Source organism: uncultured Tenacibaculum sp., assembly GCF_947494125.1.
In the GTDB taxonomy this organism is placed as follows: Bacteria; Bacteroidota; Bacteroidia; order Flavobacteriales; family Flavobacteriaceae; genus Polaribacter.
Genome location: NZ_CANLTU010000001.1, coordinates 238,159 through 259,835, shown reverse-complemented (window position 1 = coordinate 259,835; position 21,677 = coordinate 238,159). Strand labels below are relative to the sequence as shown.

General features: G+C 30.4%; 20 protein-coding genes and 1 tRNA gene. 6 read left to right on the top strand and 15 right to left on the bottom strand.

The features are described 5' to 3' along the window. Positions 1 to 19: 19 nt before the first annotated feature. From Q0881_RS01170 to Q0881_RS01140, 7 genes are all read right to left on the bottom strand, one after another. Positions 20 to 562, bottom strand: a complete 543-nt coding sequence (locus Q0881_RS01170; RefSeq protein ID WP_299156164.1) for a pyridoxamine 5'-phosphate oxidase family protein — start codon at positions 560 to 562, stop codon at positions 20 to 22. Between the two features lie 10 nt (positions 563 to 572). Then, a complete protein-coding gene (glpK, locus tag Q0881_RS01165; RefSeq protein WP_299156162.1) occupies positions 573 to 2,054 on the bottom strand; it encodes a glycerol kinase GlpK in 1,482 nt (493 codons plus the stop codon). Between the two features lie 1,676 nt (positions 2,055 to 3,730). Continuing rightward, positions 3,731 to 4,408 (bottom strand): response regulator, encoded by a 678-nt coding sequence (locus tag Q0881_RS01160; protein WP_299156160.1) that lies wholly within the window; start codon positions 4,406 to 4,408, stop codon positions 3,731 to 3,733. Then, positions 4,377 to 6,245: a tetratricopeptide repeat-containing sensor histidine kinase gene (locus tag Q0881_RS01155; protein ID WP_299156159.1), complete on the bottom strand. Its 1,869-nt coding sequence runs from the start codon at positions 6,243 to 6,245 to the stop codon at positions 4,377 to 4,379. Before Q0881_RS01155 ends, Q0881_RS01160 begins: the two co-directional genes overlap by 32 nt. Before the next feature lie 75 nt (positions 6,246 to 6,320). Continuing rightward, the gene (locus Q0881_RS01150; protein ID WP_299156157.1) at positions 6,321 to 6,464 is read right to left on the bottom strand and encodes a hypothetical protein; all 144 of its coding nucleotides are present in this window, start codon (positions 6,462 to 6,464) and stop codon (positions 6,321 to 6,323) included. A gap of 255 nt (positions 6,465 to 6,719) precedes the next feature. Continuing rightward, a complete protein-coding gene (locus Q0881_RS01145; RefSeq protein ID WP_299156156.1) occupies positions 6,720 to 7,016 on the bottom strand; it encodes a GIY-YIG nuclease family protein in 297 nt (98 codons plus the stop codon). A gap of 112 nt (positions 7,017 to 7,128) precedes the next feature. Further along, positions 7,129 to 7,659: an RNA methyltransferase gene (locus Q0881_RS01140; RefSeq protein ID WP_299156154.1), complete on the bottom strand. Its 531-nt coding sequence runs from the start codon at positions 7,657 to 7,659 to the stop codon at positions 7,129 to 7,131. A 64-nt stretch (positions 7,660 to 7,723) separates the two neighbouring features. Between Q0881_RS01140 and mutS the strand changes: the two genes are divergently transcribed. Beyond that, positions 7,724 to 10,333 carry a DNA mismatch repair protein MutS gene (gene mutS / locus Q0881_RS01135; protein ID WP_299156153.1) on the top strand — a complete coding sequence of 870 codons (2,610 nt, stop codon included), beginning with the start codon at positions 7,724 to 7,726 and terminating at the stop codon, positions 10,331 to 10,333. 16 nt (positions 10,334 to 10,349) lie between these two features. Here mutS and Q0881_RS01130 read toward each other — a convergent pair whose 3' ends face one another. Both Q0881_RS01130 and Q0881_RS01125 read right to left on the bottom strand, forming a co-directional pair. Further along, entirely contained in the window at positions 10,350 to 10,895 is a 546-nt protein-coding gene (locus Q0881_RS01130) for a hypothetical protein (protein ID WP_299156152.1), read from the bottom strand. A gap of 3 nt (positions 10,896 to 10,898) precedes the next feature. Beyond that, entirely contained in the window at positions 10,899 to 11,693 is a 795-nt protein-coding gene (locus Q0881_RS01125; RefSeq protein WP_299156150.1) for a universal stress protein, read from the bottom strand. Between the two features lie 128 nt (positions 11,694 to 11,821). Between Q0881_RS01125 and Q0881_RS01120 the strand changes: the two genes are divergently transcribed. After that, on the top strand, positions 11,822 to 13,156 hold the full coding sequence (locus tag Q0881_RS01120; protein ID WP_299156149.1) for an MATE family efflux transporter: 1,335 nt from the start codon (positions 11,822 to 11,824) through the stop codon (positions 13,154 to 13,156). On the opposite strand, the gene Q0881_RS01115 is transcribed toward Q0881_RS01120, so the two are convergent. Further along, positions 13,153 to 13,608 carry a GNAT family N-acetyltransferase gene (locus tag Q0881_RS01115; protein ID WP_299156148.1) on the bottom strand — a complete coding sequence of 152 codons (456 nt, stop codon included), beginning with the start codon at positions 13,606 to 13,608 and terminating at the stop codon, positions 13,153 to 13,155. The genes Q0881_RS01120 and Q0881_RS01115 overlap by 4 nt on opposite strands. Before the next feature lie 48 nt (positions 13,609 to 13,656). Between Q0881_RS01115 and Q0881_RS01110 the strand changes: the two genes are divergently transcribed. From Q0881_RS01110 to Q0881_RS01100, 3 genes are all read left to right on the top strand, one after another. Then, positions 13,657 to 14,424 carry an enoyl-CoA hydratase/isomerase family protein gene (locus tag Q0881_RS01110; protein ID WP_299156147.1) on the top strand — a complete coding sequence of 256 codons (768 nt, stop codon included), beginning with the start codon at positions 13,657 to 13,659 and terminating at the stop codon, positions 14,422 to 14,424. Beyond that, positions 14,425 to 14,601, top strand: a complete 177-nt coding sequence (locus Q0881_RS01105; protein ID WP_299156145.1) for a hypothetical protein — start codon at positions 14,425 to 14,427, stop codon at positions 14,599 to 14,601. It abuts the gene before it with no gap. A gap of 108 nt (positions 14,602 to 14,709) precedes the next feature. Then, the gene (locus Q0881_RS01100) at positions 14,710 to 15,159 is read left to right on the top strand and encodes a 6-carboxytetrahydropterin synthase (protein ID WP_299156144.1); all 450 of its coding nucleotides are present in this window, start codon (positions 14,710 to 14,712) and stop codon (positions 15,157 to 15,159) included. 153 nt (positions 15,160 to 15,312) lie between these two features. Here the strand turns inward: Q0881_RS01100 and pth are convergent, their stop codons facing one another. The 3 genes from pth to Q0881_RS01085 form a co-directional block, all read right to left on the bottom strand. Then, positions 15,313 to 15,879, bottom strand: a complete 567-nt coding sequence (gene pth, locus Q0881_RS01095; protein ID WP_299156142.1) for an aminoacyl-tRNA hydrolase — start codon at positions 15,877 to 15,879, stop codon at positions 15,313 to 15,315. A 142-nt stretch (positions 15,880 to 16,021) separates the two neighbouring features. Continuing rightward, positions 16,022 to 16,603 (bottom strand): 50S ribosomal protein L25/general stress protein Ctc, encoded by a 582-nt coding sequence (locus tag Q0881_RS01090; RefSeq protein WP_299156141.1) that lies wholly within the window; start codon positions 16,601 to 16,603, stop codon positions 16,022 to 16,024. A 22-nt stretch (positions 16,604 to 16,625) separates the two neighbouring features. Beyond that, entirely contained in the window at positions 16,626 to 17,567 is a 942-nt protein-coding gene (locus Q0881_RS01085; protein ID WP_299156139.1) for a ribose-phosphate pyrophosphokinase, read from the bottom strand. Positions 17,568 to 17,691: 124 nt separating this feature from the next. On the opposite strand from Q0881_RS01085, the gene Q0881_RS01080 reads away from it, so the two are divergent. Further along, a tRNA-Leu gene (locus tag Q0881_RS01080) sits at positions 17,692 to 17,773 on the top strand. Positions 17,774 to 17,839: 66 nt separating this feature from the next. On the opposite strand, the gene Q0881_RS01075 is transcribed toward Q0881_RS01080, so the two are convergent. Continuing rightward, complete coding sequence (locus Q0881_RS01075) at positions 17,840 to 18,517, bottom strand: ion channel (protein WP_299156137.1); 678 nt, start codon at positions 18,515 to 18,517, stop codon at positions 17,840 to 17,842. Positions 18,518 to 18,557: 40 nt separating this feature from the next. Next, positions 18,558 to 21,671, bottom strand: coding sequence for an efflux RND transporter permease subunit (locus Q0881_RS01070; protein ID WP_299156136.1), 3,114 nt, complete (start codon positions 21,669 to 21,671; stop codon positions 18,558 to 18,560). Between the last annotated feature and the right edge of the window lie 6 nt (positions 21,672 to 21,677).

Here is a 21,677-nt window from a genome sequence, read left to right as displayed (position 1 = left end):
GTAGTTATCAATAATAAACTTAAGTTTTAAACTTAGTATCTAAGCCATCAATACTAGTTTGGTTTCTGTCTTTCCAGTATTGTTCAATATTATCTTGTCCTTTTTCTTCTGCCCAGTCTAATAATTGATTTCGTTCTTCTTTATATTCATAAAAAGGAATAGACATACCACATGAAGTTTGAACACTTTCAATAGTAATATCAAATATTTGTCGTGTTCCAGTAAGGTTAGGAAATTGAGTAATTAAAGAATTCCATTCAGTATCGTTTGGTAATATTTCTTTCGCTTTTCCGTATATGCGTAAAATATTAGGAGCGCCTTCAAATGCACAAAACATAATAGTTATTCTATTATTGTCTAATAAGTGTGCTGAGGTTTCATTTCCACTACCAGTAACACTTAGCCAAGCAACTCGGTTTTCGTTTAACACACGAAAAGAATCCATTCCTTTAGGGGATAAATTAATACGTCCATTTTTAGGTGCAGTTGCTACAAAAAAAACTTTTTGTGCTTCTATAAACTTCTGAATTCTTGAAGTAATTTTATCGTAAAATTTTGCCATTTATTCGTTTTTAATCTATCCAGTCTTTAGTGCGTTCTACAGCTTTTTGCCACTTTTTATAAAGTTTTTCTCTTTTTTCTAAAGTAAAATTAGGAGAAAAGGTATTGTTAATTTTTCTTCTATTTAAAATATCTTCTTGTTTCCAAAGTCCAACACAAATACCTGCTAAATAAGCGGCACCCATAACAGTAGTTTCAATAATTTCAGGTCGTTCAACTTTAGTGTTTAAGATATCTGATTGAAATTGCATTAAATAGTCATTAGCGCAAGCACCACCATCTACTTTTAAAGATGTTAATTTAACCTCACTATCTTTTTGCATGACATCTAAAATATCTTTAGTTTGGTAAGCAAGAGCATCTAAAGTTGCTTTTATTAGGTGGTTTTTACCAGTGTCGCGAGTTAAACCAAAAACTGCTCCCCGAGCGTACATATCCCAATATGGAGCTCCTAAACCAGCAAAAGCAGGGACTACATATACAGGGTTTTCTCCATCTATACTTTTAGCTAAGGCTTCACTTTCTTTAGCGTTATTAATTATTTGTAAACCATCACGTAGCCATTGAATAGCAGATCCGGCAACAAATACGCTACCTTCTAGAGCATAATGTATTTTATTGTCTAAGCCCCAGGCAATTGTAGTTAATAAACCGTTTTTAGAAAACTCAAGGTTTTCACCAGTATTCATTAACATAAAACAACCAGTACCGTAAGTGTTTTTTGCTTCACCTTTATTAAAACAAGCTTGCCCGAAAAGTGCAGCTTGCTGATCGCCTGCAATTCCTGCAATAGGAATTAGGTGTCCTTCCAATTCGTAGTTTCCAAAATAATGTGAAGAGGGTTTTACTTGAGGAAGCATTGAGTTAGGGATACTTAATGCTGATAACAGCTTTTTATCCCAACACAAATTTTTAATATCATATAACATGGTACGTGAAGCATTACTATAATCGGTAGCATGTATTTCACCTTTTGTTAAATTCCAAAGTAGCCAAGTATCAATAGTTCCAAAAAGTAAGTTTCCTTTTTCGGCTTCAAGTTTAGCACCTTCTACATTGTTTAAAATCCAATTAATTTTTGTAGCAGAAAAATAACTATCAATAACTAATCCTGTAGTTTTTCGAACATGACTTTCTAAGTTTTTCTCTTTTAATTGCTCACAAATATTAGCGGTTCGTTTGTCTTGCCAAACAATAGCATTGTATATAGGTTTTCCCGTAATTTTATTCCATACTACAGTAGTTTCTCTTTGGTTGGTAATACCAATACCAGCAATTTCTGAAGGATGAATATTTGCTTTTTGAATTACTTTTTTTAATGTAGAAAGTTGAGTTTTTAAAATTTCTTCAGCATCGTGTTCTACCCAACCCGGTTGTGGGAAAATTTGTGTAAACTCTTGTTGATTCATTGCAACAATTTCTCCTAATTCGTTTATTAATACCGAACGAGAACTAGTGGTACCTTGATCTAATGCAAGAATATATTTTGCCATTTAAAACTATTAATGAATAAATTAAAACAGCAATTTACAATTTAAAATTAGGCAAATAAAAAACCTCCTTGATAATTTTATCAAGAAGGTTTTTATCCCTTAGTTAATTACTACTAGTGTCTTAAAGCATAACTAGCTCCTTTACCGAATTCTGATAAAGTTGATAAAAATCCTTTTAGAACTTCTGCAGTCTTTGTTTGTAAAAATTTCCCCATTTTTTACTGGTTTTAATAATTCCCCTTAATGTTTTGTTCAAAAGAACATTACAAATGTATGATAGATGTTTTGTTTTAAAAAGGGGATAACCGCAGTGTAAAATGCAATTTTCCGAAGTTATATGTTTGATAGTAAATTGTTTAAATAAAAAAAACCTTTCAGATAGATCTGAAAGGTTTAGTTTTTCCCCTTAAATATCGCTTTTCAATATGAGTTGAAATTCGATGTTACAAATATACAAGAGGTTTTTGTTATAATAAAAGGGATTACTGTAAAAAAAAAGGTGAATTTCCGCAAGAAAAAGATAGTTGAATATTCCATGAGTTATTAGCATAAAAAAACCTTCTAGATAAATTCTAGAAGGTTTAGTTTTTCCCCTTTAAATATCGTTTTTTCGTTATGAGACGAAATTAGATGCTACAAATGTACTTTAGGATTTTGTTTATTAAAAAGGGATTGCTGCAATAATTAATGTGGATTTCCGCAAGAGTGCATAAAAATTGATATTTCTAAAATAGTAAAGTTGTTTGCATAAAAAAACCTTCTAGATAAATTCTAGAAGGTTTAGTTTTTCCCCTTTAAATATCGTTTTTTCGTTATGAGACGAAATTAGATGCTACAAATGTACTTTAGGATTTTGTTTATTAAAAAGGGATTGCTGCAATAATTAATGTGGATTTCCGCAAGAGTGCGTAAAATTGATATTTTTAAATTAGCAAAATTATTAGTATAAAAAAACCTTCTAGATAAATTCTAGAAGGTTTAGTTTTTCCCCTTTAAATATCGTTTTTCGTTATGAGACGAAATTAGATGCTACAAATGTACTTTAGGACTTTGTTTATTAAAAAGGGATTGCTGCAATAATTAATGTGGATTTCCGCAAGAGTGCATAAAAATTGATATTTCTAAAATAGTAAAGTTGTTTGCATAAAAAAACCTTCTAGATAAATTCTAGAAGGTTTAGTTTTTCCCCTTTAAATATCGTTTTTTCGTTATGAGACGAAATTAGATGCTACAAATGTACTTTAGGATTTTGTTTATTAAAAAGGGATTACTGCAATAATTAATGTGGATTTCCGCAAGAGTGCGTAAAATTGATATTTCTAAATTAGCAAAGTTGTTAGCATAAAAAAACCTTCTAGATTAACTCTAGAAGGTTTAGTTTTTCCCCTTAAATATCGCTTTTCAATATGAGTTGAAATTCGATGTTACAAATATACAAGAGGTTTTTGTTATAGTAAAAGGGATTAACGAAAAAAAAAGTGTGGTTTTCCGCAGTTAATTAAAATCGGATTTTATACAAAAAAACAAACCTTTCAGATTAGAATCCGAAAGGTTTGTTTTTTTTCCTTTTTTCAGAATTTTCCCCAAGAGTAGTTTAATTCTGATACAAAGATATTGCTAGTGTCTTAACTATAAAAATGGATTTCCGCAGTAAAAAATGTGGATTTCCGCAAAATTTAATCTAATATACCTAATTCCTTAGCTTTCAGTACTAAATCGGTATTGTTATTCGCTTGTAAATCGGTACGAAGCTTTGCTAATTTACTTTCTATTGAACGTACTTTTATTGCAGAGCCATCTCTTTTTTTAATGAGCCCTTCTAAATTACCAATCTTAGCGTGCTTTGGTAATTCCTTTAAAATTTGAATTGCTACTTCATCCATTTGAATTTCTATTAAAGCTCTTTTTAAGAGTTTTTGGTGAATTTCATGGGTATAATATATTTCGCCTTTTACTATTTTTTGAATAGCAAAGGTTAACTCATCTGTGCTACAATTTCCTTTTAATATGTATGCTGATGGATTTAAGTTATGAATTACATTAAACACTCTATTGGTTTCTGAGTGTCCAGTAATAACTCCCATTTTAATATTAATTTTTTCTTGTTGAAGTGCTTTTATCAAAGATTCTCCACCATCGAGTGTGTTATTTTCATGATGGTTATCGAAGCTTAAATCGGTAAAAACAATATGAAAAGGATTACTATTAAGACTTGTTTTTATTTTTGAAAAAGCTTCGTCGCAAGAATTAGCTGTTTCTATTTCTAAATTGTCAATATCTTTTAAGTAAGAGAGTATTCCTTCAATTATTAATTGATGATCATCAACTAGGAGTATTTTTGTTAGTCCAGGCATTTAAGGGTATTTGAATATTAGTTTTGGTACCGCTACCTATTTCACTACTAATGTTTAAAGTCCCATTTAAGTCTTCAACACGTTCCTGAAGGTTGCGTAAACCTATTCCTTTTTTACTGATTTTAGTATCAAAACCGATGCCATTATCAGTAATATTCAAAAGTACATAATTTTTCTGTACAGTAAGGTTAATAATTATTTTACTCGCCTGCGCATATTTTTTACAGTTTTGTATGCTTTCTCTAATGCCTAAATAGAGTAAACGTTTTATAGCATCATTTATATATTGCCATTCACATTCATGCAATCCATTAACCGATATTTTAAAATCGAGTTCAAAATAATCGCTTACTAAATTAATTATTTGGTCTTTAAAAGAAACTTCGTCAAAACTTACACTACTTAATTGATGTGATAAATTACGAACGTTTTCTTTTACATTATTTAGTTTTTGGGCTTCTTCTACTAAATTAGATTTCTCTAATTTGTTATGGAGCATGCGTAAATCTCCAGCAACTTCATCGTGTAAAGATTTTGCAATTTGTTGGCGTTCGTTTTCCCTAGCTTCAGCAGCCTCTAATTGTGCTTGGTATAAAAGCTTTCTTCTTCTTTGTAAAAAGAAAGTAATACTTAAAATTAATAATAATAATACACTGGCAGCCGCTAACCAACCAATGGTTTGCTGTTGTTTATGGTAGGCTATTTGCGCTTGTTTTTTCTCGTTTTCAGATTTTAAAACCGTATTTTCTTTTTCTTTTTTACTGGTTTCGTATCTAATTTTTGCAAATTGATTTTTTAACAGACGTTCTTTTTGAAATAAACTGTCATTAAGTATAATATATTCTTCTAAGTATTGTTTTGATTGTTTACCTATTGTAAGGTCTGAAAGATTTTTTAAAGCTTCTAGCCAACGATTATTATTTTGAGTTTGTTTGGCATATTTTAAAGCTTCTTTAGAATGGTATTCAGCTTTTTTATTTTGTTTAAGGTCTTTGTAGTAATTAGAAATGTTTATGTGTGTTGTGCTTGCTCCACTAAGGTTATTTAACCTTTTTTTAATAGCTAATACTTCATTGTATTGTTGAAAAACTTTTTCTTTTTTCTCTAAAGAATAATTACTAAAAGCTAAATTTTCTAATAATAAAGCATATTGTCTAGGGTGTTTTTTTTTAATACTATCAAAAGCTAACCCTTTTTTGAAGTAAGAAATGGCTTTTTTATGCTTTTTTTTATTCTGATATAAGAGACCTAAATTATTTGTTATGTATAAGAAATCAAGTGCTTTCCTATTGTTGACAAGAAGTGATTTGTTTATTTTTAAAGCTTTTTTATAATAAGTTTCAGCTTCTTTCTTTTTTAATTCACTAGATGTTAGGCCTAGTAAATTATATAGAGAAATTAAATATTTATTTGGTTTAATGGGCTCTAAATATTGTAAGGCTTCTATAGAGTTAATTTCTGAACCTAAATAATCTTTTGCCTCTCTTTGTAATATAGCCATACTTAACAAACGCCTACCAACTTCTAAAGAGTCACCTGTTTTTTTAGAAATGTTTTTAGATTGATGGTAATAATAATATGCACTGTCTTTTTTATATTTTAATTCAAAAAACATTGCTTTATATTGATAGTGTTTCGCTAATAATATAGAATTTGCCTCTTTTTTGTAAAGAGATAAAAGATTTTTGTGTGATTTTTTTAAAGTAGCAGTATCATTTTCAAAAAAGGCAGATAAACCAATTTCGAGTATTTTTAGTTTATCATTCTTAGGAATAGAATCAATTTCTTGACTATAAGTGAGATTTATAAAGTAAATAAAAAAGAAAAGGAATCTCATTGTTAAGTATTGAAGTAAAAAAACATAAAACCCTTAATCTAAATAAAAGAATTAAGAGTTTTATTTTAAATAGTTTTATCCATTTCCACCAGTAGTACCACCATCACCACCACCAGTGTCAGTTCCGGTATTTCCACCACCGTTAGTAGTTAATCCACCGGCATCTCCGCCTCCACGGTTTAATTTTATTGTTGTTTTCTGAGAGTCTTTGTTTTCCATATTATAAGAATGTTTAGATTACTTTTTGTGGGGGGATAATTAAAGTCTCTAAATTAAGGGGTTTCAAGCAGAATGACAAACAAAAAAACTAGTTTTTATTTATTCTTCCTTGAGGTTACACTTGTCATTGCGAATTTTAGTGAAGTAATTTGTTGTTTTTGAGTTCACTTCGTCATTGCGAACGAGAGTGAAGCAATCTATTATCTGAGAGTTTTGAATAGTGAGATTACTTCGTCATTCTTCCTCGTAATGACGTTAAATATTAAATAACCAATTTTCAGATAAATCTAACCAATTAGGATTTTCTTTATTTATTAAATCCTCTTTCTTTTTTCTATTTCCAGATTTTAATTGCTTTTCTCTACTTATAGCATCGTTCATTGTAGAAAATTGTTCGTAATAGATAAGTTTGTTACAATTGTATTTGTAAGAAAATCCTTCATATTTCCCATTTTTATGTTCGTAGATTCTTTTATTTAGGTTTGAAGTGACTCCGATATAAATAACTGTATTGTTTTTATTTGTTAAAAAGTAAACAGATGGATTTTTCATATGATGAATTTACGAAAACCTTATGTATTATTAGTCGTCATTGCGAAATATGAAGCAATCTGCTAATTATGAGTTTTGAATGAGAAGATTCCCTCTCGTAATGACGCGTTGGTTACGAAGAAACTTTATTAAATAAGTCCCAAAGAACAACTCCGCAACTCACAGAAATATTTAAAGAATGTTTGGTGCCTAATTGTGGGATTTCAATACAAAAATTGGAAGCTGAAACAACTTCTTGTTGTACACCTTTTACCTCATTTCCCATTACCACAGCATATTTTTGGTTTGCTTCAGGTGTAAATTCATTTAACATAGTGCTGTTTTCAGCTTGTTCAATGGCTAAAACCTTCACCTTGTCTTTTTTTAATGATTCAATTAAATCAATAGTGTTTTCTACATACTCCCAAGCAACAGATTCGGTAGCTCCCAAAGCCGTTTTATGAATTTCTTTGTTAGGAGGTGTAGCGGTAATACCACACAAATAAATTTTTTCAATTAAAAAAGCATCCGAAGTTCTAAAAACAGAGCCTATGTTGTTTAAACTTCTAATATTATCTAATACAACAATAATTGGTGTTTTTTTGGTTTGTTTAAACTCGTCAACCGAAATTCTACCTAACTCATTATTCTTTAGTTTTCTCATAAAAAATGTTAACTTTAAAATCGAATATTTATCTTCGCAAAACTAATTGAAAAAATCTAGAAACTTGGCAAAAGCAAAGGCAAAAAAGGTGACTCCATTAATGAAACAATACAATGGAATTAAAATTAAATATCCGGATGCTATGTTACTTTTTAGGGTAGGTGATTTTTATGAAACCTTTGGAGAAGATGCAGTAAAAGCATCGAAAGTTTTAGGGATAATTCTAACAAAAAGAGGAGCAGGAAGCGAAAGTGAAACTGCTTTGGCGGGTTTTCCACATCATTCGTTAAATACGTATTTACCAAAATTGGTAAAATCTGGTTTACGTGTTGCAATTTGCGATCAGTTAGAAGACCCTAAAATGACTAAAACCATTGTAAAGCGTGGGGTTACCGAATTGGTTACTCCAGGTGTTGCTTTAAATGATGAAGTGCTACAATCAAAATCAAATAATTTTTTAGCTGCAGTACACTTTGGTAAAAAGTTATTAGGTGTTTCTTTTTTAGATGTTTCTACGGGTGAGTTTCTAATTGCACAAGGAAACGAAGAATATATAGACAAGCTTTTACAAAACTTTACACCTAGTGAAGTTTTAGTTGAGAAAAAATACAAACAGCGATTTTTAGAATTATTTACGAATCGTTTTCATACTTTTTATTTAGATGATTGGGTTTTTCAAAAAGAATATGGAAGTGAATTATTAAGCAATCATTTTAAAGTTAAAAATTTAAAAGGATTTGGTGTTGAAGAATTAGAATATGGTATTGTTGCTGGAGGTGCTGCGATGTATTATTTATCGGAAACACAACATAATAAAATAGAGCACATACAATCTATTAGTAGAATTGCTGAAGATAATTATGTTTGGATGGACCGTTTTACAGTGAAAAACTTAGAATTGTATGGCGGTAATTCTGTAAACTCAGTTTCTTTATTAGATGTTATAGATAAAACAATTTCTCCAATGGGAGGAAGGTTGTTAAAACGTTGGCTAGCCTTACCATTAAAAGATTTGGAGCAAATTAAGCAACGTCATGAAATAGTAAAGTTTTTAATTGATAGTGATGCTTTTCTTGAAACTGTTTCATATCAGTTAAAACAAGTTTCAGATATTGAGCGTTTAATATCGAAGGTAGCAACAGGTAAAGTATCGCCACGAGAGGTAATTTTATTAAAAAACTCGTTAAAGGCAATTTTACCAATAAAAGAAGCTGCTGAGAAAAGTAAAAATAAAACAGTTAAAGAAATAGGAAATCAATTACACGATTGTAAGTTGTTGATTGATAAAATTATTGAAACTGTTTTAGAAGAAGCGCCTGTAAATATTAATAAAGGAAATGCAATTGCTAGCGGTGTTTCTAGTGAATTAGATGAGTTAAGAAATATATCTAATTCTGGTAAAGAATATTTAGATAGCATGTTGGCTCGTGAAACTGAAAGAACAGGAATTACGAGTTTAAAAATTGCATTTAATAATGTTTTTGGATATTATATTGAAGTTCGAAACACGCATAAAGATAAAGTGCCTGAAGAATGGATTCGTAAACAAACGTTGGTAAATGCCGAACGTTATATTACTGAAGAGTTAAAAGAATACGAAGCAAAAATATTAGGTGCTGAAGAAAAAATACAACAAATTGAAGTTGAGATTTTTGCAAAACTAGTTCAGTTTATTATTGATTTTGTAAAACCTGTACAACAAAACGCACAGAACATTGCTAAAATAGATGTGTTATTATCGTTTGCAACCTTGGCAATGGATAATAATTATGTACGTCCTTTAATGGATAATACTACAGATCTTGAAATAAAAAATGGTCGTCATCCAGTAATTGAGAAACAATTGCCAATAGGTGAAGAGTACATTGCAAATGATGTTGTTTTAAATTGTAATCAGCAACAAATAATTATGATTACTGGTCCTAATATGTCGGGTAAATCGGCAATATTACGTCAAACAGCATTGATTGTTTTATTAGCTCAAATGGGAAGTTATATTCCAGCTCAAAATGCTAGAATTGGTATTGTAGATAAAATTTTTACTAGAGTAGGTGCCAGTGATAATATCTCAATGGGAGAATCTACCTTTATGGTTGAGATGAATGAAACTGCGTCTATTTTAAATAATATTTCTGATCGTAGTTTGGTTTTATTAGATGAAATTGGGCGTGGAACTTCTACCTATGACGGTATTTCTATTGCTTGGGCTATTGCCGAATATTTACATGAACATCCAGCAAAAGGAAAAACATTGTTTGCTACGCACTATCATGAGTTAAATGAAATGACTACTACTTTTGAACGTATTAAAAACTTTAATGTATCTGTAAAAGAATTAGATAGTAGTATTATTTTCTTACGCAAATTAGTTGCAGGAGGTAGTAATCATAGTTTTGGTATTCATGTAGCAAAATTGGCAGGAATGCCAAATATGGTAATACATAGAGCGCAGAAAATATTAAAGCAATTAGAAGAAAATCATGCGCACAAAGAGGTAAAAGAAACGTTAAAAGAAACACAGCATGAAGAAATGCAAATGAGCTTTTTTCAATTAGATGATCCTTTGTTAGAAGATATTCGAGAAGAAATTCTAGCTACAAATATTGATACGCTTACACCTATTGAAGCATTAATGAAGTTGAATGAAATTAAGCGAATGTTGGTAAAGAAATAAAATAAAAAAGGAAGTTTTAAACTTCCTTTTTTATTTTAATGTATTTTGAAAAATAATCAATAAACCATTTTAAGTCGTTATGCAAATATTGTTCATTTTCATCATCAAAAGCTAAAATTTTATGTTGATTATTATCTGTATCTACTAAAAGTAAAATACCTTCATAAGTGTCTTCAGAAATTTCATTCATGCTATACTTAAACTCTCTAGTGTTATTAAGGTCAAACCTTTTTTGAAAAGTATTGTCTTCGAAAAAAATAGCATTATCACTTAACCTTTTAAGAGCTGAATTATTTTTTTTCTTTGAAATATAACGTTTTGAGTAAAATAAAAATGATCCTCCCATTAGGAATAAGAAGGTTATTATTTTTCCACTAAAAAAAGAATAATTAATAACAAAATATAAAATTACTAAGAAACTTATTAGAGGTAATATAATAAGACCTAAAAGCGTAAAGTAATCAACTTTAGATTTTCCTATAATAATTTTTCCGTTTTCGTTAGTGTAAGATATTTTAAGCCTTTTAAGTTTTTGCTCAAGAACAAAATTTTCTTTTTTCATAGATTATAATTTCCCTCTTAAAACAAGTACAGGAATATTACAATGGAATTCTTTTTTTAGAATGGTGTTGCTTTCCCAAAGTTTTTGGAAAAAACCTCTATTTCTTCTAAATACACATAATAAATCTGGATTATGAGATTGAAAATGCTCTAAAACACCTTGAAAAGTAGTTGCGTTTTCAGTAGTGGTTAATTCAGTTTTTATTGCTTCTAATTCAGTATCTAATTTTAAATCTTTATCTGTATAAGAAGGAGTTTTTACTAGTAGTAAATTTGAAATTGCTGAGAACGATGTTAAAACTTTTTGCAATGGTTCTAAAACACCTTCTTTATTTATAATTCCCGATTTAAAAGCTGTTAGTACCTTTTTGAAAGGAGAGAATGCATAGTTTTCAGGAACAATTAGCATAGGGATGTCAGTTTGCTTTAAAACACGTCCTGAAGTATTTCCTAAAAAAACTTCATCTTTAATAGAGTTACTTTTAGGCCCCATGATAATTAAATCGATATTTAATTCTCTGTTTATAGAAGTAATGCTCTCTAAAACATCTCCTTTAGCAGTAATCATTTTTATAGCGACATTTTTTCTATTAACAGAGTTAATCATAGTTCGTAAATACAAATTAGTTTCTCGTTGCATAGTATCATCAGCATTTACAAAAGCGCCAGCTTTAGATAAAAGTTTGTAAGCACGCATTACAAATATTTTTGCATTCATAGCTTCAGCAAAATTTATTGCATATTGTAAGGTGTTTATTGAATTGTCTGAGGAACCAATAGGAACTAATATATGTTTCATAAAAATCTTTTTTTAATGTTGGTGGTGTTTTTTGCTCACAAGATTGCAAAGATAATTAATATTTAATTTTAAGTAATTTGTTTCTTAATATAACAGAATAACCGTTTTTTTGTTGCGAATATGTTAGTATGAGTCAGGATATAAGTTTTAAGAGAATAAATAAATTAGCAATACCAGCTCTAATAGCAGGAGTTGCAGAGCCATTATTGTCTACAACCGACTTGGCAATTGTTGGAAATATTAATGAAAATGCAACAGAAAGTATTGCTGCAATTGGTATTGTTGGAGCGTTTTTGTCTATGTTAATTTGGGTGTTTGGACAAACACGAAGTGGGATATCATCAATAATTTCACAATATATAGGTGCTAATAAGTTAAGTGAGGTAAAAGATTTACCAGCTCAAGCTATTGTTTTGGTAACCATAACTAGTTTAGTTATTTTGGGAATCAGTTATCCATTTGCAAGTGAAATATTTCAATTTTATAATGCTTCTGAAACAATCTTAGAATACTCAGTAGACTATTATAAAATACGTGTTTTTGGTTTTCCTTTTACCCTATTTGTAATTGCTGTTTTTGGCACGTTTAGAGGATTGCAAAATACGTATTATCCAATGCTTATTGCTATTGTAGGAACTATAGTAAATATTGTATTAGATATTATATTGGTTTATGGTATTGAAGGGTATATCCCCGCAATGAATATTGAAGGAGCAGCTTACGCAAGTATTATTGCACAAATTATGATGGCAATTATAGCTGCTTATTTATTGCTTACTAAAACAGAAATATCACTAAAATTTAAACTACCATTTAATAAAGAAATCTCTCGTTTTGTTGTAATGATTTTAAATTTATTTGTTCGAACCATTGCCTTAAATGTTGCCTTGTATTTTGCAACATCGTATGCAGCCTCTTATGGTAAAGAATATATTGCAGCCTATACTATAGGGCTTAACTTGTGGTTAATGGGCGCTTTTATGATTGATGGGTATTCATCGGCAGGAAATATTTTATCAGGCAAGTTATTAGGCGCAAAGGAATATAGAACCTTGGTTAAATTAGGGAACAATTTAATTATTTATGGATTTGTTTTCGGAGGCTTTTTAGCTCTTGTAGGTTTTGTTTTTTACGATTTTATAGGGGAGATATTTACAAAAGAACCAGCAGTGCTAAAACAATTTTATAATACCTTTTGGATTATATTACTCATGCAACCTATTTGTTCTATTGCATTTATTTACGATGGAATGTTTAAAGGAATGGGAGAAATGAAATACTTACGAAATGTATTATTACTCTCAACAACTCTTATTTTTATTCCTGTATTGTTGTTTTTTGATTCTATAGATTACAAATTATATGCTATTTGGATGGCTTTTTATGCATGGATAGTAGCAAGAGGAATTCCATTAATAGTAAAATTTAGAAGCAAGTTTTCTGCTTTGATAAAGAAAGCTTAAATAGGTTTTTCAAAAACAATTTTAGTTTGTCCTTTTTCATTTGTGTAAACTTCTATAATATCAAAACCATTTTTTAAATTAAGAATTAACATTGGTTTAAACTTATTCATAGACTTTGTTCTTAATTTATTAAAACCATTATTAATAGCCCAATACTCTTGTAACTTAGCCAGTTTACTAGCAATTCCTTTTTTTTGATACTTAGGTAATACACCACCAACCCAACTGTAAAAAGTATTAGCATCGTATTGATATCCAATTTTAAACCCCACAGGAATAGTATTATGATATGCTATTATGGAAAAAATTCTTTCTTTAGTTTGAATTCTTTCTATAAAAAAATCAATCAATGCATCTTCAAAAATTGAAGTATACAAAAGAAGTAATTCTTCTAAAATCTTTTTTTCAGGAATACCTTCAGTTTTATTAAAAAACAGGTTTAGATCTTTCATAATTTTTTAAAAACTAAAATTAAGATTATTTTTGAACAAAGAATAAAAATGACAACAACTAGAGAAAACGGAAGTTTATATACACATATTGAAAATAAAATAGCAACAATTGAATTTGGACACCCAGCAAGTAATTCGTTTCCAAGTGAATTATTGGAACGGTTAGCTAATGAGTTTGATAAAATATCAGTGAATGACGAGGTGGCTATTATTGTTTTAAAATCTGAAGGAGAGCGAGCTTTTTGTGCAGGAGCTTCTTTTGATGAATTAGTAGCTATTGATAACTTAGAAGATGGGAAAAACTTTTTTTCAGGCTTCGCAAATGTTATAAATGCAATGCGTCGTTGTTCAAAATTAATTGTTGGACGTGTGCAAGGTAAAACAGTAGGAGGAGGTGTTGGATTGGCAGCAGCCTGCGATTATGTATTGGCTACAGAACACGCTTCTATTAAACTTTCTGAGTTTACAATAGGTATTGGTCCGTTTGTGATTGCCCCGGCTGTAGAACGTAAAATTAATGTTAGTGGTTTAGCTGAATTAACGTTGGATGCAACTAGTTGGAAAAATGCATATTGGGCAAAGGAGAAAGGTTTATATGCACGTATTTTTGAATCGATTGTGGATTTAGATAAAGAATTAGATCTTTTTACTGAGAAATTAGCTTCTTACAATCCAGAAGCCTTAGGAGAAATGAAAAAAACTTTATGGATTGGTACTAACCATTGGGGGAAATTATTAATTGAGAGAGCAGAAACGTCTGGAAAATTAGTGTTGTCGGACTTTACGAAACAAGCTCTAGCTAAATTTAAAAAATAAATGATGTTTTTAATTCAAAATATGGAGGGCACTAAGGGATATAAAATAGGTTATGAATTGGGTAAATGGATATATCATCATCCTATACTTTCAGTTTTAATAGGAATTGTTATTTCGGTAGGTTTCGTATGGTTATTAACTAAAGTTGTAAAACAAATTCGTACTTTCGGCGAATAAAAAATATAAAATTATGGGTGGAGATTATTTATTTGCCATTTTAGCAGCAGGTGTAGCAATAGTGTATTTTTATAACAAACACAGAAGTAATAAAAAATTTAAAAGATAGTGAGCAACATAAGAATTACCAAACAGTTTACTTTTGAAACCGGACATGCTTTGTATGGTTATGATGGGAAGTGTAAAAATGTTCACGGACATAGTTACAAACTTTCTGTAACTGTAATGGGACAGCCAATTACCGATAAATCGAATGTGAAATACGGAATGGTAATTGATTTTACGGATCTTAAAAAGATTGTAAAAGAAGAAATTGTTGATGTTTTTGATCATGCCACGGTATTTAATAAAAATACACCACATGTTGAATTGGCTAAAGAGTTAAAAGATAGAGATCATCATGTAATTTTGGTAGACTATCAACCAACTAGTGAAATGATGGTTATTGATTTTGCTAAAAAAATTAAAAACAGACTTCCAGAAAATATTAAGCTTCATGCTATTAAATTACAAGAAACTGACACTAGTTTTGCAGAGTGGTTTGCTTCAGATAATTAAATAATAGGAAGTCTACTTGTAACATTTACTCTTATTTCGTTACTTATTAGTATAAATATAGTAGTATTATGAAAAAAATATTTAAAATGTTTAGTAGGTTTTATAAGTGTGAAGTAAGAATATTTAATAAAATACTTGGAATTAAATAGTTTATTACTTTCCGTTAAACTCATTCATGGTATTTGCCATTCCAGCAGTTATAAAAGAAGTAACTGCTTTAACTGAAGTAGGAATACGTTCAATCATTTCGCTTTCTTCATCTTTAGACCATTCTCCTAAAACATAATCTACTTGGCGTCCTCTGCCATAATCAGCTCCTACGCCAAAACGAAAACGAGGATAAGCACCAGTATTAAATTTATCTTGGATGTCTTTTAACCCGTTATGACCACCAGAACTACCTTTTCCTTTAATACGAAGTTTTCCGAAATCAATATTTAAATCATCGGTGATTACCAGTAAATTTTCTACTTGAATATTTTCTTGTTTCATCCAATATTGTACAGCTTTTCCACTTAAATTCATATAAGTACTAGGCTTTAATACAATAACGGTTTTTCCTTTAATTTTTAGTTTTGCAATATCTCCCAATTTTTCAGTTTCAAAACTAGCATCATGTTCTTTAACAAAAGCATCAACTATTTTAAAACCTATATTATGACGTGTATTGTGGTATTTATCACCAATATTACCTAAACCTACAATTAAAAATTTCTTCATCGTATTATTTTCTGTATTTGTCGACTGTGTTCTAAAAAAGTTTTTTAATTTAGAAAAATAAGAATTTAAAAACATGTGTCAAAAATAAAAAAAAGCGCTACACAACGGTAACGCTTTTATATTATTATAGAATAAAAACTGCTTATGCTTCAGCTTCTTCTTCTGTTGCAGCTTTAGCAGCATTACGAGACATACGTACTTGAGCAACCACTGTGTTATCAGGGTGTAATAAAGAATATTTATCATTCTTTAATTCAGTAACATATAATTTATTACCAATTTCTAATTCAGTAATATTAGCTTCGATAAAATCAGGTAAGTTAGCTGGTATAGCTTTTACTTTTAATTTACGTAAGTTATGACGTAAAGCACCACCTAACATAGTACCTTTAGCTGTACCTACTAAACGTACAGGAATATCCATAGTTACCGCTTTATCTTCGAACAATTGGTAAAAATCTACGTGTAAAATACTATCGTTTACTGGGTGAAATTGGATGTCTTGTAATACAGCATTGTATTTTGTTCCATCTAATTCAATCGTAGCAGTAAATACATCTGGAGTAAATACTAATGGCTTGAACGTTTTTGCTTCCGCTGAAAAGTGAACAGGCTTGTCTCCTCCGTATAATACGCAAGGAACCTTTCCAGCATTACGTAAGGCTTTTGTTGCTTTTTTACCTACGCTTTCTCTTTGAGATCCGTTGATTGTAATTGATTTCATTACTTTTATTTATTAAATTTATTTACATTAAAAATTGATCGCTAATAGATGTATTGTCTTGAACTTTATGCATCACATCAGCAAACAAAGCGGCGCAAGTTACAACTTTTATTTTAGATACACTCTTTTTTAAAGGTATTGTATCTGAAACAATTAACTCGGTTAGCTTAGAATTTTGAATTTTTTCATAAGCATTCCCCGAAAGTATTGGGTGGGTACAAATTGCACGTACACTTAAAGCTCCACGTTCCATCATTAAATCTGCAGCTTTGGTAAGTGTTCCTCCTGTATCGATCATGTCATCAACAAGAATCACATTTTTTCCTTCAACATTACCAATTAACTCCATATGAGAAATTACATTGGCTTTTTGACGTTGCTTATAACAAATTACTACATCGCTTTCTAAATATTTAGAATATGCATACGCTCTTTTTGATCCTCCCATGTCTGGAGAAGCAACAGTAAGATTGTCTAATTGTAAGCTTTTTACATATGGAAGGAAAATTGTAGAAGCAAATAAATGATCTACTGGCTTTTCAAAGAAACCTTGAATTTGATCAGCATGTAAATCCATGGTCATAATTCTTGTAGCACCTGCCGACTCCAATAACTTAGCTACTAATTTTGCACCAATAGCCACACGAGGTTTATCTTTTCTGTCTTGACGAGCCCATCCAAAATATGGCATAACGGCCGTAATATGTCTTGCAGAAGCACGTTTAGCAGCATCACACATTAATAACATTTCCATTAAATTATCTGCACTAGGAAAAGTAGATCCAATAAGAAAAACTCTTCGTCCTCTTACTGATTCTTCAAAAGCTGGTTGAAATTCACCATCACTAAAATGTGTAGTTTTTACGTTTCCTAATTCTGCTCCGTATTTTCTAGCAATTTCTTCTGCTAATTCTGTACTTTGAGAACAGGCAAAAATTTTCGGGCTTAATTGATTTATAGCCATTTACAAAAAGGTGTTTATAGTTAATGTTGTTGTTGAGGCAAAAGTATAACTATTTTGAGAGTTTAAAAGTTATTTTTAAATGAATTAAAAAAAATATTTTATAGATTTGCAGCATACTTATAATGCTCGAGTGGCGGAATTGGTAGACGCGCTGGATTCAAAATCCAGTTTTTTCGGAAGTGCGGGTTCGATTCCCGCCTCGAGTACTTAAAAAAGCCTCAACTTTACGTTGAGGCTTTTTATTTTGACAATATGAATATATCTAGGGAGACTTATTTTTTCATTGAATGACGGATGTATTTTTCAACGACTACAGCTGTAATAATTACGATATAGAATTGCCCCATTAAACCTGTTAATATTGATGCTTTTTGAGCTACAGGCGTTAATGGTATTATTTCTCCATAGCCTATTGTTAAAAGAGTTATGTAAGCATAATATAATAAGGAATCAATTTTTTCATCTAATGTAGAAACATCTAGTAAAATTCCTCCAAATGATCCTGGGTTAGAAACTTCAACAGAAATAAAAATAAAAAAAGCAATCAATCCAAGAGAAATGTAACCGCTCATTAATCCAATGATTACGTTTTTATTTACCTCTTTTGCATTCCATACTTGTTTAATGATAGCAATGGTTACAGTTGAGTAAAACAAAAAATAGAAACCTAAACGGGTGTACATATAAGAATCTGTAGTTTTTTGTTGTATTAAACTTAACCCTAAAACAAAAAGAAGTCCAGTAAAAAGCACAACAAAAAACCAAAAAAGGTTTTTCTTTTTAGATATTAATAGAACTCCAGCAGCAATATTGGTTAAAAATAAAATGGGCATTAATTTTTCTTGAAAAAATTGAACAGGAAATAATAACGATCCAAATAGAATAGCAAGTAAACTAAAGAAAAAAGCTTCAAAGCGATGTTCATATAAAGTTTTATAGAGGTCTTTCATATATAGAATCTATGTTTTATTAATAATGTTAGACGAAAAATTATTCGTCTAATGATGCTTCGTTAAACTCATAGTTTTTATAATTCACTTTAAATAAAGCACTATATAACGATGGAATAAATAATAAAGTAATTACAGTTCCAAATAATAATCCAACCATAATACTAACAGCCATTCCTTCCCACATTTCTCCTCCTGAAAGATATAATGGTATTAAACCTAATACTGTGGTAAAAGTAGCAAGTAAAATAGGTCGAAAACGTTGTAAACAGGCAGCAATTACAGCATCTTGATCGTTTTTCCCTAAACTTTGTTCTACTTCCATTCTATCAATAAGAACAATAGCGTTGTTAATTACAATTCCTGCTAGCGAAATAACACCTAAAAAAGGCATAAAACCAAATGGCTCTTGAAAAGTTAATAAACCAATAACAACCCCAATAATACCTAAAGGAATGGTTAAAACGACCATTGTCATTTTTCTAAATGAATTAAATTGAATAATTAATAATAAAATTATAATAAATCCAGAAAGTGGTAAATAGGCAATAACCGATCCCATACTCTCTGCCGATTGTTTTGCATCACCACCTAATTCATATGTGTAACCTTGAGGCCAATTTTTTATTTGTTCATTTAACCATGGAGTCACTTCTTCCATTACTGTGGTCGCATTTCCATCTTCACGAAGTTTTGAAGAAATATTAATAGTTCTTCGTAAATCCAGACGTTTTATTTTTGAATATTGCCATTGTGGAATGATATTCGCAACTTGTAATAAAGGCACACTTTTACCTGAATTTTGCGCAAAAATATTTAATGTTTCTAAAGATGCTAATGTTTGTTGTTGACTATCGCCACTTCGCATTAGAATAGGAATGGATTTGTTGTCTTCACGATATTCACCAGTATTAAATCCATCTAAAACGGTTTTCAATGAAGTAGCAATATCTTGACTTGAAACCCCAGCATTTTGCGCTCGGTTTTGATCTATTTTTATTAGAAATTTTTTGCTTTTTGGTCCCCAATCATCTTTTACGTTTTTAGTTCCTGAAGTACTAGACAATTTTGTTTTAATTGTTTCCGAAATTTTAGCTAACTCATCAGGGTTAGAACCAGATACTTTAATCTCTATAGGAGTTCCTCCACCTCCAGCACCTAATGCTCCAACTTTAATATCGGCATTTGGGAAGTTTTCAAACGTATAACGATCTAATTTTTTAATCATCATATTATTTTCGTTAAAGGAACTTGTATTTACTAAGATGTGTGCATAACTTGAGTTTGCTTCATCTTGTGAATATCCTAAATCATATGATTCTGGGCCTTGGCCTACGTATGATGACCAATCTGTAATTCCTAAAGGATTATTTTCTGAAGTTTTTAAAGAGTCGAGCATGTACTGCTCAATTTTTCCTACTACTTCTTTTGTGCGTTCTATTTTTGTTCCTAAAGGAAGGTTTACATCAATAGTAATCATATTTCGATCACTATCTGGAAAGAAAACAAAATCTACTTTAGTAAAACCATAAAGAGACATAAAAAAGGCAATAAAAATTCCGATAATTACTTTCCATTTATTAGTTAAAGCAATTAAAATTAAATCTTTGTAATAACTTTTTAATTTATTTATAACTCTATCTATAAACCCTGGTTTTTTTACTCCTTTAGGCTCAACTTTTAAGAATAAATAGCAAAACATTGTTATTACGGTTAAAGCAATAATCCAAGACGACATTAGTGCAATGGTAATTACCACAAAGATTGGTCCTACTATATCTCCCATTGTTGTTGGAGACATATAAAAAGCTAAAAACGCTGCTGAGGTTGTTAAAGTTGAAATTAATAAAGGCATCCATAATTCTGAAAAGGCATCTACTGCAGCTTTTTTCCGATCAACTCCTTGCTCCATTTTAACCATAATAGTTTCGGCGACAACAATAGCATTGTCTACCAGCATTCCTAATGCCATGATTAAGGCAGCTAAAGTAACTTGATTAAGTCCCATGCCAATAACTCCCATAATCATTAATGTCATTATGGTTACAATAGGAATTAAACTTGCAATTACCAACCCTGTTCTAATTCCAAGAAAAATTAACATTACTGCTAATACAATTCCAATAGATTGTAATAAGTTAGAAATAAAATTATTTATTTTATTATCAATGTAATTGTCTAATGAAGATACTCTGGTTAACTCTAAGCCAACAGGTAATTTTGCTTTCCATTGGCTTACAATACCATTTACAGCTTCCCCTAACTTTATAACATTGGCTCCTTTTTTAAGATTAACGTGTAGCGAAACCGCACTTTTTCCATCAACTTTTACAATTTGAGTAGGAGGATCTATATAGGCTTTTTTTATGGTGGTAATGTCTCCTAACTTTACCAATTGAGAACCACTAGTTCCTACAGGAATTAGCATTTCTCGTATGTCTTCAACGGAATTAAAATTCCCTGTAGGTTCTAAAATAATACGCTCGTCACCTACATTTATTTGCCCTCCAGAACTTAAGATGTTAGTTGTTGAAATTATTTGCTGTAATTTAGATGATGATAAACCATAGCTTTTTAATCGAGTATTATCAAACTCAATGAAAACGCGTTCTTCTTGTATACCTCCTAAAGTTACTTTTGCTGCATCGGGTAATTTTATTAAATCATCTTTAATATCATCGGCATAATCTTTCATTTCTGCATAACTATACCCATCTGAAGTTAAGCCAACAACAATACCATACACATCACCAATACCATCGTCATTTAAGTTTGGGTTTACTCCTTGTGGGAGGTCTTCCATTGAGTTTAACTTTCTACGCAAACGATCCCATACTGCTTGCATTTTTTTTTGACTAACTTCATCTTTTAAAACTACTGAAACTACCGATAACCCGGTTCTTGATGTGCTATTAACTTCTTTAAGTTCAGGTAATTCTTGGACTATTTTTTCAACTTTATCGCTTACTAATTGTTCAACACGTTCAGGGCTTGCCCCTGGAAATACAGAAACAACAGTTGCAACTCTTACTGTATATGGAGGCATACTGTCACGCGATAACCCAGAATACATTACCAATCCCATTAGAATTATGGTAGCTAATACCATAAAAGTAATTCGGTTTTTATCTATAGAAAATTGTGCTAAATTCATTGTTTA

Coding starts and splice junctions, on each gene's coding strand:
- Q0881_RS01170 (WP_299156164.1), bottom strand. CDS start 562: ATGGCAAAATTTTACGATAAAATTACTTCAAGAATTCAGAAGTTTATA.
- glpK (WP_299156162.1), bottom strand. CDS start 2,054: ATGGCAAAATATATTCTTGCATTAGATCAAGGTACCACTAGTTCTCGT.
- Q0881_RS01160 (WP_299156160.1), bottom strand. CDS start 4,408: ATGCCTGGACTAACAAAAATACTCCTAGTTGATGATCATCAATTAATA.
- Q0881_RS01155 (WP_299156159.1), bottom strand. CDS start 6,245: ATGAGATTCCTTTTCTTTTTTATTTACTTTATAAATCTCACTTATAGT.
- Q0881_RS01150 (WP_299156157.1), bottom strand. CDS start 6,464: ATGGAAAACAAAGACTCTCAGAAAACAACAATAAAATTAAACCGTGGA.
- Q0881_RS01145 (WP_299156156.1), bottom strand. CDS start 7,016: ATGAAAAATCCATCTGTTTACTTTTTAACAAATAAAAACAATACAGTT.
- Q0881_RS01140 (WP_299156154.1), bottom strand. CDS start 7,659: ATGAGAAAACTAAAGAATAATGAGTTAGGTAGAATTTCGGTTGACGAG.
- Q0881_RS01130 (WP_299156152.1), bottom strand. CDS start 10,895: ATGAAAAAAGAAAATTTTGTTCTTGAGCAAAAACTTAAAAGGCTTAAA.
- Q0881_RS01125 (WP_299156150.1), bottom strand. CDS start 11,693: ATGAAACATATATTAGTTCCTATTGGTTCCTCAGACAATTCAATAAAC.
- Q0881_RS01120 (WP_299156149.1), top strand. CDS start 11,822: ATGAGTCAGGATATAAGTTTTAAGAGAATAAATAAATTAGCAATACCA.
- Q0881_RS01115 (WP_299156148.1), bottom strand. CDS start 13,608: ATGAAAGATCTAAACCTGTTTTTTAATAAAACTGAAGGTATTCCTGAA.
- Q0881_RS01110 (WP_299156147.1), top strand. CDS start 13,657: ATGACAACAACTAGAGAAAACGGAAGTTTATATACACATATTGAAAAT.
- Q0881_RS01105 (WP_299156145.1), top strand. CDS start 14,425: ATGATGTTTTTAATTCAAAATATGGAGGGCACTAAGGGATATAAAATA.
- pth (WP_299156142.1), bottom strand. CDS start 15,879: ATGAAGAAATTTTTAATTGTAGGTTTAGGTAATATTGGTGATAAATAC.
- Q0881_RS01090 (WP_299156141.1), bottom strand. CDS start 16,603: ATGAAATCAATTACAATCAACGGATCTCAAAGAGAAAGCGTAGGTAAA.
- Q0881_RS01085 (WP_299156139.1), bottom strand. CDS start 17,567: ATGGCTATAAATCAATTAAGCCCGAAAATTTTTGCCTGTTCTCAAAGT.
- Q0881_RS01075 (WP_299156137.1), bottom strand. CDS start 18,517: ATGAAAGACCTCTATAAAACTTTATATGAACATCGCTTTGAAGCTTTT.
- Q0881_RS01070 (WP_299156136.1), bottom strand. CDS start 21,671: ATGAATTTAGCACAATTTTCTATAGATAAAAACCGAATTACTTTTATG.